This window comes from Paraoerskovia marina, from assembly GCF_900105445.1.
GTDB lineage: Bacteria > Actinomycetota > Actinomycetes > Actinomycetales > Cellulomonadaceae > Paraoerskovia > Paraoerskovia marina.
The window spans coordinates 778,290-791,677 of sequence record NZ_LT629776.1 but is presented as its reverse complement, the minus strand read 5'-3'; the positions used below and the strand labels follow the sequence as shown (position 1 = coordinate 791,677).

At 63.0% G+C, this 13,388-nt stretch carries 8 protein-coding genes, 3 tRNA genes and 2 rRNA genes; 1 reads left to right on the top strand and 12 read right to left on the bottom strand.

The genetic code is table 11. The annotated features are described in order from the left end of the window. Positions 1-70: 70 nt before the first annotated feature. From BLU20_RS03520 to BLU20_RS03500, 5 genes are all read right to left on the bottom strand, one after another. Positions 71-3,180, bottom strand: a 23S ribosomal RNA gene (locus tag BLU20_RS03520). Positions 3,181-3,569: 389 nt separating this feature from the next. Further along, positions 3,570-5,092 (bottom strand): 16S ribosomal RNA (locus BLU20_RS03515). The 16S and 23S rRNA genes sit together here, the layout of an rRNA operon. An 829-nt stretch (positions 5,093-5,921) precedes the next feature. Next, positions 5,922-7,445 carry a sodium/proline symporter PutP gene (gene putP, locus BLU20_RS03510; RefSeq protein WP_083371612.1) on the bottom strand — a complete coding sequence of 508 codons (1,524 nt, stop codon included), beginning with the start codon at positions 7,443-7,445 and terminating at the stop codon, positions 5,922-5,924. Positions 7,446-7,769: 324 nt separating this feature from the next. After that, complete coding sequence (locus tag BLU20_RS03505) at positions 7,770-9,059, bottom strand: alpha/beta fold hydrolase (RefSeq protein ID WP_083371611.1); 1,290 nt, start codon at positions 9,057-9,059, stop codon at positions 7,770-7,772. Between the two features lie 4 nt (positions 9,060-9,063). Next, positions 9,064-9,696, bottom strand: a complete 633-nt coding sequence (locus BLU20_RS03500) for a TetR/AcrR family transcriptional regulator (RefSeq protein WP_083371610.1) — start codon at positions 9,694-9,696, stop codon at positions 9,064-9,066. Positions 9,697-9,979: 283 nt separating this feature from the next. Here BLU20_RS03500 and BLU20_RS03495 point away from each other — a divergent pair, with 283 nt between their 5' ends. Further along, entirely contained in the window at positions 9,980-10,753 is a 774-nt protein-coding gene (locus BLU20_RS03495) for an SPASM domain-containing protein (RefSeq protein WP_197675413.1), read from the top strand. 130 nt (positions 10,754-10,883) lie between these two features. Here BLU20_RS03495 and BLU20_RS14020 read toward each other — a convergent pair whose 3' ends face one another. The 7 genes from BLU20_RS14020 to BLU20_RS03465 all read right to left on the bottom strand — a co-directional run bounded on the left by BLU20_RS14020 (position 10,884) and on the right by BLU20_RS03465 (position 13,351). Further along, positions 10,884-11,063: a hypothetical protein gene (locus tag BLU20_RS14020; RefSeq protein ID WP_197675412.1), complete on the bottom strand. Its 180-nt coding sequence runs from the start codon at positions 11,061-11,063 to the stop codon at positions 10,884-10,886. A gap of 122 nt (positions 11,064-11,185) precedes the next feature. Further along, positions 11,186-11,258, bottom strand: a tRNA-Arg gene (locus BLU20_RS03490). Between the two features lie 174 nt (positions 11,259-11,432). After that, positions 11,433-11,521, bottom strand: a tRNA-Ser gene (locus tag BLU20_RS03485). Positions 11,522-11,687: 166 nt separating this feature from the next. Beyond that, positions 11,688-11,772 (bottom strand) — tRNA-Ser (locus BLU20_RS03480). 77 nt (positions 11,773-11,849) lie between these two features. Beyond that, on the bottom strand, positions 11,850-12,497 hold the full coding sequence (locus BLU20_RS03475; RefSeq protein ID WP_029254056.1) for a GTP-binding protein: 648 nt from the start codon (positions 12,495-12,497) through the stop codon (positions 11,850-11,852). Continuing rightward, positions 12,478-12,891 carry a DUF742 domain-containing protein gene (locus tag BLU20_RS03470; protein ID WP_172828999.1) on the bottom strand — a complete coding sequence of 138 codons (414 nt, stop codon included), beginning with the start codon at positions 12,889-12,891 and terminating at the stop codon, positions 12,478-12,480. The genes BLU20_RS03475 and BLU20_RS03470 overlap by 20 nt, the downstream gene beginning before the upstream one ends. Positions 12,892-12,901: 10 nt before the next feature. Continuing rightward, positions 12,902-13,351: a roadblock/LC7 domain-containing protein gene (locus BLU20_RS03465; protein ID WP_029254058.1), complete on the bottom strand. Its 450-nt coding sequence runs from the start codon at positions 13,349-13,351 to the stop codon at positions 12,902-12,904. Between the last annotated feature and the right edge of the window lie 37 nt (positions 13,352-13,388).

Here is a 13,388-nt window from a genome sequence, read left to right as displayed (position 1 = left end):
TGTGCGGGTGGGGGTTGGTGGTGCCCGTGTCTCGGGAACCGCATAGTGGACGCAAGCATTGAAGTGTTGGGTTGTGAAGTTGTTGGCTGATTAGTACCGGTCAGCTGCGGCAGTCTTTAGTCCTGCCTTCCACGTCCGGCCTATCGACCCAGTGTTCTGGCTGGGTGCCTTCCACCCCGTGGGGTGTGGAAACCTCATCTTGAAGCAGGCTTCCCGCTTAGATGCTTTCAGCGGTTATCCCTTCCGAACGTAGCTAACCAGCCGTGCCACTGGCGTGACAACTGGCATACCAGAGGTTCGTCCGTCCCGGTCCTCTCGTACTAGGGACAGCCCTTCTCAAGTTTCCTGCGCGCGCAGCGGATAGGGACCGAACTGTCTCACGACGTTCTAAACCCAGCTCGCGTACCGCTTTAATGGGCGAACAGCCCAACCCTTGGGACCTACTCCAGCCCCAGGATGCGACGAGCCGACATCGAGGTGCCAAACCATGCCGTCGATATGGACTCTTGGGCAAGATCAGCCTGTTATCCCCGGGGTACCTTTTATCCGTTGAGCGACGGCGCTTCCACAAGCCACCGCCGGATCACTAGTTCCGACTTTCGTCCCTGCTCGACTTGTCAGTCTCACAGTCAAGCTCCCTTGTGCACTTGCACTCGACACCTGATTGCCAACCAGGCTGAGGGAACCTTTGAGCGCCTCCGTTACATTTTGGGAGGCAACCGCCCCAGTTAAACTACCCACCAGACACTGTCCCTGATCCGGATTACGGACCGAGGTTAGGAATCCAGAGCGACCAGAGTGGTATTTCAACGTTGACTCCGCCCGTGCTGGCGCACGGGTTTCACAGTCTCCCACCTATCCTACACAAGCCGCACCGAACACCAATATCAAGCTATAGTAAAGGTCCCGGGGTCTTTCCGTCCTGCTGCGCGTAACGAGCATCTTTACTCGTAGTGCAATTTCGCCGAGTTCGCGGTTGAGACAGCGGAGAAGTCGTTACGCCATTCGTGCAGGTCGGAACTTACCCGACAAGGAATTTCGCTACCTTAGGATGGTTATAGTTACCACCGCCGTTTACTGGGGCTTAAATTCTGAGCTTCGCACCGAAGTGCTGACCCGTCCTCTTAACCTTCCAGCACCGGGCAGGCGTCAGTCCGTATACATCGTCTTGCGACTTAGCACGGACCTGTGTTTTTAGTAAACAGTCGCTTCTCCCTGGTCTCTGCGGCCCTCCACGCTTCGCCCAGCTAGTGGGTTGACGTTTCAGGCCCCCCTTCTCCCGAAGTTACGGGGGCATTTTGCCGAGTTCCTTAACCACGATTCTCTCGATCGCCTTAGTATTCTCTACCTGATCACCTGAGTCGGTTTGGGGTACGGGCGGCTAGAACCTCGCGTCGAGGCTTTTCTTGGCAGCATAGGATCATCGCTTTCGCACATACGTGCTCACCATCAGTTCTCAGGCTCACGCCCGGCGGATTTGCCTACCGGACACCCTACGACCTTAGACGTGGACAACCATCGCCACGCGCAACTACCTTCCTGCGTCACCCCTGTTAATACGCTTACCTAGTACGAGCTCGGGTCCCGCGCGCCCCGCCACGATGACCCCGAAGGGTCGGTGTGGAGGTTTGGGCGGTTAGCATCACTCAGTTCGGTATGGGCGGTTCTTCGCCGGTAGGAGAATATCAACTCCTTGTCCATCGACTACGCCTGTCGGCCTCGCCTTAGGTCCCGACTTACCCAGGGCGGATTAGCCTGGCCCTGGAACCCTTGATCATTCGGCGGACGGGTTTCTCACCCGTCTTTCGCTACTCATGCCTGCATTCTCACTCGTGTGGGCTCCACCGCTGGATTCCTCCGCGACTTCACTGCCCACACGACGCTCCCCTACCCATCCACACGCCTGGACCACGAAGGCCTGGCGAATGTGTGAATGCCACAGCTTCGGCGGTGTACTTGAGCCCCGCTACATTGTCGGCGCGGAATCACTTGACCAGTGAGCTATTACGCACTCTTTCAAGGGTGGCTGCTTCTAAGCCAACCTCCTGGTTGTCTGTGCAACTCCACATCCTTTCCCACTTAGCACACGCTTAGGGGCCTTAGCTGGTGGTCTGGGCTGTTTCCCTCTCGACTACGGAGCTTATCCCCCGCAGTCTCACTGCCACGCTCTCACTTACCGGCATTCGGAGTTTGGCTGACGTCAGTAACCTGGTGAGGCCCATTAGCCATCCAGTAGCTCTACCTCCGGTAAGAAACACGTGACGCTGCACCTAAATGCATTTCGGGGAGAACCAGCTATCACGAAGTTTGATTGGCCTTTCACCCCTAACCACAGGTCATCCCCCAGGTTTTCAACCCTGGTGGGTTCGGTCCTCCACGCGGTCTTACCCGCGCTTCAACCTGCCCATGGCTAGATCACTTCGCTTCGGGTCTAGACCCAGCGACTATGGTCGCCCTATTCGGACTCGCTTTCGCTACGGCTTCCCCACACGGGTTAACCTCGCCACTGAGCACTAACTCGCAGGCTCATTCTTCAAAAGGCACGCCGTCACCCCTGCTAGGGAGGCTCCGACGGATTGTAGGCACACGGTTTCAGGTACTATTTCACTCCCCTCCCGGGGTACTTTTCACCTTTCCCTCACGGTACTTGTCCGCTATCGGTCACTAGGTAGTATTTAGGCTTAGCAAGTGGTCTTGCCGGATTCACACGGGATTTCTCGGGCCCCGTGCTACTTGGGATCCCCTTCAGGAGGCCACGCGATTTCGTCTACGGGGGTTGCACCCTCTGTGCCGGGCCTTTCAATGCCCTTCGACTATCACGCGACTTTCTTACTCCTTGACCTGATGTCAGTCAGATCCGAAAGGTCCCACAACCCCGAACGTGCAACGCCTGACAGCTATCACACACGAACGGTTTGGCCTCATCCGCTTTCGCTCGCCACTACTCACGGAATATCTCTTCCTGCCGGTACTGAGATGTTTCACTTCCCGGCGTTCCCTCCACACACCCTATATATTCAGGTGCGGGTCACCACACATGACTGTGGCGGGGTTTCCCCATTCGGACATCCTCGGATCACGGTTCGTTTGCCAACTCCCCGAGGCTTATCGCAGGCTACAACGTCCTTCTTCGGCTCCTAGTGCCAAGGCATTCACCCTGTGCCCTTAAAAACTTCAACAAAACAACAAAATTGCAGAAACCAAAGATCGTTAGATCTTCGATTAATTCAAAGATGCTCGCGTCCACTATGCAGTTCTCAAGCAACGGACGATCCCACCCTACCGACACACCAAAGTGTGCTGTCGTGGTGACCCGTATCCAAACAACCAACCCGCCAAACGAGCTGATGATCTGGGGACCCAACAGTGTGCTCTACGCCAACCACCCACCGCACCAACACTTTCCAACCCACCACCAACCCCAACAGGGGCCGGCAACCAGGCGTACTCGCACCAACACGACAACTAGTCGACTTCGTCAATGTTCCACCCTTGAGCAACCACCCCCACACGCGAACGGTGTGAGCCATGGCCTCTGCCCCCCAACCGGGGGGAGAAAAGCTCCTTAGAAAGGAGGTGATCCAGCCGCACCTTCCGGTACGGCTACCTTGTTACGACTTAGTCCCAATCGCCAGTCCCACCTTCGACGGCTCCCTCCACAAGGGTTAGGCCACCGGCTTCGGGTGTTACCGACTTTCGTGACTTGACGGGCGGTGTGTACAAGGCCCGGGAACGTATTCACCGCAGCGTTGCTGATCTGCGATTACTAGCGACTCCGACTTCATGGGGTCGAGTTGCAGACCCCAATCCGAACTGAGACCGGCTTTTTGGGATTCGCTCCACCTTGCGGTATCGCAGCCCTTTGTACCGGCCATTGTAGCATGCGTGAAGCCCAAGACATAAGGGGCATGATGATTTGACGTCATCCCCACCTTCCTCCGAGTTGACCCCGGCAGTCTCCTATGAGTCCCCACCATCACGTGCTGGCAACATAGGACGAGGGTTGCGCTCGTTGCGGGACTTAACCCAACATCTCACGACACGAGCTGACGACAACCATGCACCACCTGTATACGAGTGTCCAAAGAGGCTGCTGTCTCCAGCAGATTCTCGTATATGTCAAGCCTTGGTAAGGTTCTTCGCGTTGCATCGAATTAATCCGCATGCTCCGCCGCTTGTGCGGGCCCCCGTCAATTCCTTTGAGTTTTAGCCTTGCGGCCGTACTCCCCAGGCGGGGCACTTAATGCGTTTGCTGCGGCACGGAACTCGTGGAATGAGCCCCACACCTAGTGCCCAACGTTTACGGCATGGACTACCAGGGTATCTAATCCTGTTCGCTCCCCATGCTTTCGCTCCTCAGCGTCAGTTGCGGCCCAGTGACCTGCCTTCGCCATCGGTGTTCCTCCTGATATCTGCGCATTCCACCGCTACACCAGGAATTCCAGTCACCCCTACCGCACTCTAGTCTGCCCGTACCCGATGCACGCCCAAGGTTGAGCCTTGAGTTTTCACACCAGACGCGACAAACCGCCTACGAGCTCTTTACGCCCAATAATTCCGGACAACGCTTGCGCCCTACGTATTACCGCGGCTGCTGGCACGTAGTTAGCCGGCGCTTCTTCTGCAGGTACCGTCACTTGCGCTTCTTCCCTGCTGAAAGAGGTTTACAACCCGAAGGCCTTCATCCCTCACGCGGCGTCGCTGCATCAGGCTTGCGCCCATTGTGCAATATTCCCCACTGCTGCCTCCCGTAGGAGTCTGGGCCGTGTCTCAGTCCCAGTGTGGCCGGTCGCCCTCTCAGGCCGGCTACCCGTCGTCGCCTTGGTGAGCCATTACCCCACCAACAAGCTGATAGGCCGCGAGACCATCCCCAACCGATAAATCTTTCCACACCCATCCCATGCGAGAAGGTGTCATATCCGGTATTAGACCCCGTTTCCAAGGCTTATCCCGAAGTCAGGGGCAGGTTCCTCACGTGTTACTCACCCGTTCGCCACTGATCCACCCAGCAAGCTGGGCTTCACCGTTCGACTTGCATGTGTTAAGCACGCCGCCAGCGTTCGTCCTGAGCCAGGATCAAACTCTCCGTAAATGATCAACGTCAACCAACCAACCCACAAGGAGCCAGCCAGCAAACAACCATACGAAGCACCACACACCAAACGATGCGCGGCCTCATTAATCTGGCAATCAGATTCGAAAACTAACGTTTTCAAAAACTGTTGTCCAAAGACCCCCAACCACCAACCGAAACCACCCGAACGGGCAGCCACAGTCACCAGCCAGGAGATAAAACTTTGGCATTGACTATCAAGCACACTGTTGAGTTCTCAAACAACCAGCACGCACCGTCCCGACCCGCCGAACCTCAGCGACCCGAACCCGGGGCAACCTCTCCAACCTACCAGACCCGATCTCGCGCGTCCAGCCCCCCTTCCAGCCAGCCGCACACAAGGCACAACCCAACCAGACTCAGAAACCAGGGGTATCAGCACCCGGGACCGGCCATCCGCCCCGAAGAGCTCCTGTCCGTGTCTCCCTGTCGGGCTGACATCCAGAACATTACAGCCGGAACAACGAACCACCAAATCCCCCCGACGTGACCCCCACCACCCCGTGATCGCACCCCTTCCTCGGGGGAGTCCGTCGCCCGCAGCTGCTCACCCTCGACAGCTCTGGAGCCGATCTCCCCGCTCGCCGGGCCCAGCCGGTGGCCGGCACGCGCGAGCCTCGAAGAGTCCCGTTGTACAGCGCGAGCACGTCCCGGTGCATTCCTGCTTCGTTCGAAGCACCGCGGCCTTGCAGACCGACCCGCCGGCCCGAGGACAGGCAGCAGACGGCTGACGCTGCCTCCCACGGACGGCGAAGGGCCCTGCACACCACGCGTGGTGTGCAGGGCCCTTCGTGCGTTGCGAGGACGATCAGGCGGTAGCGCCTGCCTCCTTGCGTGCGGCCTCGATGTCGTCCGACTTCGCGTAGACACGGGCGGCGTTGAACTCCGCATCGACCTGCGGGTCGTCCTGCTTGGTGACCAACGAGACCACCCAGGCGACGACGAGGCAGATGACGAAACCGGGAACGATCTCGTAGAGCGTGCTCGACAGCTCGGTGTGGCCCCAGATGAAGGCCGTCACGCCACCGCTGATCATTCCGGCGAGCGCACCCCAGCGGGTCAGGCCCTTCCAGTACAGCGCGAGGAGGATCAGCGGACCGAACGCGGCACCGAAGCCGGCCCAGGCGAACCCGACGAGGTCGAGCACGGAGGAGTCGGGGTCGAGAGCGAGCAGCGCGGCCACGACCGTCACGACGAGGACACCGATACGTCCGAGGACGACACCCTTCTTCGCCGTCGTCTTCTTGCCCACGATCATGTAGAGGTCCTCGACGAGGGCCGAGGCTGACACGATGAGCTGCGACGAGATCGTCGACATGATCGCGGCAAGCACGGCGGCGAGCACGAGGCCCGCGACCACAGGGTGGAAGAGGATCTGCGACAGCTCGAGGAAGACCGTCTCCGGGTCATCGAGGGTGGCGTTCGTCTGCTGGAAGTAGGCGATACCGACGAGCCCGGTCATCACAGCACCCGTGGCCGAGATGATCATCCAGGCGATACCGACACGGCGGCCGGTGGTCGCGTCGCTCGGCTTACGCATCGCCATGAAGCGGACGATGATGTGCGGCTGGCCGAAGTAGCCGAGGCCCCAGGCCAGCGACGAGACGATGCCCGCGACGGTCGCGCCCTTGGTCCAGGAGAGGGCGTCGCCCCCGTTGGTCACGTCGGCCTCGCGGATGCCGTCGACGACCGAGCCCCAGCCACCGATCTCGACGATCGCGACGATCGGCACGGCGATGAGTGCGGCGACCATCAAGATGCCCTGGGCGACGTCGGTCCACGTCGCGCCCAGGAAGCCACCGAACAGCGTGTAGGCGAGGGTCACGCCGATGACGACGGCGATGCCGACCCAGTAGTTCGAGTCGAACGAGCTCTCGAAGAACTTCCCGCCGGCCACCATGCCGGAGGACACGTAGAACGTGAAGAAGACGAGCACGATGATGCCCGCGGTGACGCGGAGCGAGCGCGAGGTGTCGCGCAGACGGTTCTCGAAGAAGCTCGGGATCGTGATCGAGTTGCGCGTGACCTCGGTGTACGCGCGCAGCCTTGGCGCCACGAACTTCCAGTTGAGCCAGGCACCGACGGTCAGGCCGACGGCGATCCAGGCCTCGATGAGACCCGACGCGTAGATCGCTCCGGGGAGTCCCAGCAGGAGCCAGCCCGACATGTCGGAGGCTCCGGCGCTGAGTGCGGCCTGCGCCGGCTTCAGGCGCCGCCCACCGAGCATGTAGTCGTCCATGTCGGAGGTGTTGCGGTAAGCGGTGTAGCCGATCGCAAGCATCGCGAGCAGATAGACCACGATGGCGATTGTCTGCCACGTTTGGTCGCTCATGGGGATGGAATCCTCTCCATTTGCTGGTTGAGGCACACCGACGGCGTGCCCAAAGCCCTAGACACTGCCAGTCCATCCCTGGGAAGAGTCAACCCCGAGGCCGCCACAGTCATGGAGTTGCCGCGCCCGGACGCTCTGCACGACGGGCGTTGGACGCCGACTTCGCAGGAGTGACGTGACCCCCCTCACGATCGTTGAAACGACGGGGCTGAGAGAGATCGAGCGTTGGTCCGTCAGGCGAACTTCTTTGCATCATCGACCATAACATGCTGTGTGACGGCGGTCACACTTTCACACACCGTCCACATCCTGAGCACAATCTGCTCAGCGTGCCGCTGGCGCCCACCGTCCGCGAACCATGTCGAACAGCCGTGGGACGATCCGTGCGCCGTCCGCACGGAGCCCGTCGTGCAGGTACTCGTTGGTCACCCAGAGACTCGAGCTCCCCGTCGCATCGAGCGTCTCCCGCGCGAGACCGAGGTCGACGTACGGGTCGTCGTCGTACTGCACCGCGGCCAGCGGGACCTCGTTCGACGCGAGCCGATCGACGTCGTACAAGAGGGGCCAGGACTCCCGCGAGGCCAGGGCCTCTGCCACTCCACGGAACGGGCGCAGGGCCCGGATCTCGTCGAACATCCACGGGTAGACCGTCTCACCGGTCAGTCGCAGAGGACGTACCGACGTCGAGAACTCCGGTGTCCGCAGGTACTCGTCGTGCGCGGCCCAGCCCGGCTCGCGCTCGCCCTGGTGGTAGATGACCTCCTGCAGCAGCATGTACAGCGGGTTGCTCACGTACCCGGTCCGGGCGCCGACCGCAGAGAGGAACGCAGGGTCGAGTCCACCGTCAGAGGCGAACGGGGACTCGAGGAGCCAGTGCAGACCGTCGGCCCCGTCACTCATCCCGAGAGACTGTCCGAGCACCTGCAGCCGGTGCGGAGTGAGCACGTCGCCGTCGGGCAGGAGGACCTCCTGTGCGCCCAGGAGGTCGGCGATCGTTCCCAGGGTCGCGACGTCGTCGGGAAACTCCCGCTCGAAGGCGCGGTTCCGCTCGAGCTGGCGGGGGAAGGTCCGGGCGTAGACCGTCTCTGCGTCGGCACGGACGGACGGGATGCCACCGGTCGTCAGGCAGGCGTCGAGCGCCTCGGGGTACCGCGAGAGGTAGGACAGGGTGATGAAGCCGCCGTACGACTGACCGAGCGTCGTCCACCGCCGTCCGCCGTAGAGGGCATGGCGCAGCCGCTCCGCATCCTCGACGATCGCGTCGGCCCGGAAGCACGCGACGTACTCGGCCGCAGCGGCTGGGGTCGGGAACGAGTCGAGGAGCGCGCCGTCGATGCGGGACGACCGGCCGGTCCCCCGCTGGTCGAGGAGGACGACCCGGTGGGTCTCAAGGACCTTCGACCACCAGCCGCCGGCTGCCGTCGGGCGAGGCCCCTGGCCGCCAGGGCCGCCCTGAAGGAAGAGGAGCAGGGGTAGGTCATCGCCGTCACGTGCCGGATCGACGACCTCCCGCGCATAGACGGTGATCTCGCCGAACCTCGTCGGGTCGGTCCAGTCGACGGGGACGGAGATGTGGCGGTCGCGGAACAGCAGCCCGGGGATCGTGGAGGTCATCCATCTACCGTATGCCGACATCGCCTGACGGATCTGTTCGCGTCGGGACCGGGGTGAGGACGGCTGCGACCATCGTCTCGACCGCCCCCGCCATGTCCAGGTCCGGCTCGGAGAGGAAGTGGAGCTGCAGCCCGTCGGCGAGAGCGTGCAACCCCGTCGCGAGCGTGTCGGCGTCCAGGGACGGTTCGATGCGACCATCGGCCTGCATCTGCCGGACCGCGCCGGCGAGGACTGCTCGGAAGAGTCCGCGCCGGCTGACGAAGTACTCGTGCGCGGCGTGCGCCGGGTCGGCAGCCTCCACCGCGAGCGCGGTGTAGAGGTGGACCAGACCCGGTACGTCGGCATTCGCACGCATGACCTCGACGAACGTGTCGAGGGCACCCTCGATCCCCCCGTCGACGAACGCCGTCAACGCACGCGTGCGGTCGGCGTCGTCCCGAGCTCGCAGGACCTCGACGAAGAGGTCCTCCTTGGAGTCGAAGTGGTGGAGCAGCCCCGTCTGGCTCAGCCCTACCTCGTCCGCGATCTCCTTGAGCGAGGCGCCACGGTACCCCTGGCGTGCGATCACGGCGAGCGCCGCCGTGAGCAGCCTCTCGCGTCTGGCGATCCCCTTGGCGTACGGCCCGCGTCGTGGCATGGAGCGATCGTAGGCCCGGACGTGCCCGAGCTGAGTCGGGTATCGCCGTCGGGAAAAGAGACCGATCGGTAGCGTTGAACGGGAATTGGCGAAGACACGACGGAAAACGAGCCTTGCCCCGGCGGATCGAAGGAGCACGGTCAATGATACGCAACGAAAGGACCAAGCGTCGAACGATCCCGTACTCGGTGCTGGCGAAGCCCGCGGGCGCGGCCTGCAACCTCGACTGCTCGTACTGCGTCTATCGCTCCACGTGCTGCCGTACGACGAGAAGCCCCAACGGATGTCCGCCGAGACGCTGAGCACCTACGACCGTAAGCTGTTCGCCGCGCACCCCGACGGCGAGGTCACCGTCGCCTGGCAGGGAGGCGAGCCCATGCTCCGTGGTCTGCCCTTCTTCCGCCGCGTCGTCGAGCTCTCCGAGCGGTACCGGCGCCCGGGCCAGCGCGGCGCGCACGTCATCCAGACCAACGGGACCCTGATCGACGACGAATGGGCGGTGTTCCTCCGACGCCACCGGTTCCTCCAGTTCATCCCGATCGTCGAGCGGGTACCTGCAGGGATGGGGCCGACGGCGGAACGCAGCTGGCGTGACGACGACGGGCACCGCGTCCTCTATACCCAGGACGGAGACGGAGTCACGTCACGCACCGTCTCGCCCGCCGGCTGGGGGCGCTTTCTCAGCACCGTCTTCGACGAGTGGGTGCGCCACGACGTGGGCGAGATGTTCGTCCAGCACTTCGACGGAACCCTCGGGAACTACCTCGGCCGGCCCAGCGTGTGCGTGCACGCCCCGCAGTGGCGGCAGGCCGTCGCGGTCGAGCACAACGGCGACGTCTACGCGTGCGACCACTACGTCGAGCCCGACTACCGCCTCGGCAACATCACGGAGACGAGCTTCCCGGACCTGCTGGCACCGCCAGAGCAGGTCGAGTTCGGCCTCAGCAAGATCACGAGCCTCCCCGAGCAGTGTCGCAAGTGCCCCGTGCGCTGGCGTGCAACCGAGGATGCCCGAGGGACCGATTCGTCACGGCCGCGGGCGGTGAACCGGGGCTGAACCACCTCTGCGAGGGTCACCGGGCGTTCTTCGGCCACGCTCAACCTGCGGTCGCCGCGATGGCCGAGCTCCTGCGACCCCGAAGGCCGGCGACTGACGTCATGAAGATGGTCCGCTCACCACCGCCGCGCTACTCGTCGTCGTGCCGTACCGGCTCGGGCGAGCGCCGCGGTGCCGTCACGATCGCGACGACCGCCGCGACGGAGACGACGAGCAGGGCGATCAGCCCGAGCACAAGAATCGCTACCAGAAGAGGGTGATCGGCGCCGAGCTCCCCGACCTCGTGCGGGTCCCAGGAAAGGTGAGTCATCTATGCCTCCTCGGGCCGACACTCCAACGGGTCAGGACACCAGTTAACCAGGTCCCGCGCACCGTTGCCGGGAACGACGAAGGGCCCTGATCGACGTCTTGCCGATCAGGGCCCTTCTGCTGTGCGCCCGGAGGGATTCGAACCCCCAACCTTCTGATCCGTAGTCAGATGCTCTATCCGTTGAGCTACGGGCGCGTACCGTGACTCCCCCATCGGGCGAGCCGTAGATGAGCCTAGCGCTTCCCCGGCCTGTTCCCAAACCGATGAGCCCTGGGGCCACCGTGATCCGCACCACGTCTCACCGCAACGGCCGGACGACGTCGGATCAGCAGAAAAGGTCCCGACTTGTGCAGCCGAGACCTTCCTGAGCGGAGACGGAGGGATTTGAACCCTCGAACGGGTTGCCCCGTTACCACCTTAGCAGGGTGGCGCACTAGGCCGGACTATGCGACGTCTCCTCAGACACACACGAATGTACGTCCGCCGATAGGTTACCTGGCCGGGGGCGCATGGAGCAAAGCGCCGTCCCGAACCGCACGATTCCGCCGTACTGCGGGGCTTGCCGGCGTGCTCCACAAACCGAACGAGCGGGCACCGAGTCGCGGTGCCCGCTCGTTCCGGCGGCGGAGGGCGAGGGATTCGAACCCCCGGTTGCTTGCACAACAACGGTTTTCAAGACCGTCACATTAGGCCGCTCTGTCAGCCCTCCCAGAACCAACGCCCTGCACTGTCGAGTCTACCGAGAGTGGGGCGAGGATCCGAACCTGAGAACCGGAGGCCCCGAGATCAGGCCCGTGCGTTGGCGCGCAGCTGCCGCATCGCGAGCTGCACGAGCGCGATCAGCGTCTGCTTGGTCGCGGCACGCGACCGGGCGTCCGTGTACAGCATCGGCACGTGCGCGGGGATCTGCAGAGCCTCACGCACGTCGTCGAGCTTGTGCTTGGCCACTCCGTCGAAGCAGTTCACACCGACGACGAACGGGATGTTGCGGGACTCGAAGTAGTCGATCGCGGGGAAGCACTGCTCGAGCCGCTCGGTGTCGACGAGGACGACTGCGCCGATCGCGCCGCGGACCAGGTCGTCCCACATGAACAGGAAGCGGTCCTGACCCGGGGTGCCGAACAGGTAGAGCCACAGCGAGCCCGGCAGCTCGATGCGTCCGAAGTCCATGGCGACCGTGGTCGACGTCTTGCGCTCGGACTGACCACCGGCATCGTCGACGCCGACGGAGTGCTCCGTCATCGCAGCCTCGGTGTTCAGCGGCTCGATGTCCGAGATCGACCCGATGAAGGTCGTCTTGCCGACGGCGAAGCCGCCCGCGACGACGATCTTGACGACCGTCGGGGCGGTCCGGGCCGGCGCGGCCGAGCCCTGGGCTGCCGGTGCTGCTCCAGCCTGCTGAGCAGGCTGACCGCTAGAGGGCGGAAATGCCATTGAGAACACTCTCCAGAACACTCAGGGACATACCCGAGCTCGCGCTGCCGTGACCGGTGTGCACGTTGACGGGGGTCGAGGTGTGGACGGTGACGTAACGCTCCTCCTGGAGGTCCGCCACGAGGATGCGGGTGACGCCGAGCGGCAGTCGGAGCAGCGCGGACAGCTCGGCCACGGACACGTAGGTGTGCGCGGCGTGCTGGAGGATGGCGCGCTTCTCCGGAGGCAGCCCCTGACTGCTGACCGCACCGGGAAGCACCTCCACCAGTGCCTCGAGCGGCAGGTCGGACGTCGCCGACCGAACCCGCCCTCCGGTGACCGCGTACGGCCGAACCGTTGACGCCTCATATGTATCAGCGCTGTGCATACCGCCTCCGAAAGATCCGTTCGTCATCGATCCGACCTCATGCCACTGGTGTACGCGTTGCCCCGTCGACGGGGAGGCTGCCGCGCATCTCGGAGATGAGCTGCGGCGTCAGCGTCGCCTCGGTCCGAGAGACGAGAAGCGCCATCTCGTAGCCGATCAGACCGATGTCGCAGCTGGACTCCGCCACGACGCCGAGAACCGAACCGTTCGACACGTTCATCAAGAAAAGGAAGCCATTGTCCATCTCGACAATCGCCTGGCGCACGTTCCCGCCATTGAGCTGGCGTGCTGCGCCACGGGTCAGGCTGGACATGCCGGAGACGATCGCCGCCAGCTGGTCACCGCTGGTGCGGTCCAGCTGGTCGGACATCGCCATCAGCAGACCGTCTGCCGACACCACCAGCGTGTGGCGGCTGCCGGGCACGGTCCGCACAAAGTTGTCCAACAACCAACCAAAGTTGGTGGCCTCGGTACTGAGCGCGTTCACTCTTCCTCCTCGTCAGGTCCCATCGGTCCGTGCGCGC

Coding starts and splice junctions, on each gene's coding strand:
- putP (WP_083371612.1), bottom strand. CDS start 7,445: ATGAGCGACCAAACGTGGCAGACAATCGCCATCGTGGTCTATCTGCTC.
- BLU20_RS03505 (WP_083371611.1), bottom strand. CDS start 9,059: ATGACCTCCACGATCCCCGGGCTGCTGTTCCGCGACCGCCACATCTCC.
- BLU20_RS03500 (WP_083371610.1), bottom strand. CDS start 9,696: ATGCCACGACGCGGGCCGTACGCCAAGGGGATCGCCAGACGCGAGAGG.
- BLU20_RS03495 (WP_197675413.1), top strand. CDS start 9,980: ATGTCCGCCGAGACGCTGAGCACCTACGACCGTAAGCTGTTCGCCGCG.
- BLU20_RS14020 (WP_197675412.1), bottom strand. CDS start 11,063: ATGACTCACCTTTCCTGGGACCCGCACGAGGTCGGGGAGCTCGGCGCC.
- BLU20_RS03475 (WP_029254056.1), bottom strand. CDS start 12,497: ATGGCATTTCCGCCCTCTAGCGGTCAGCCTGCTCAGCAGGCTGGAGCA.
- BLU20_RS03470 (WP_172828999.1), bottom strand. CDS start 12,891: ATGACGAACGGATCTTTCGGAGGCGGTATGCACAGCGCTGATACATAT.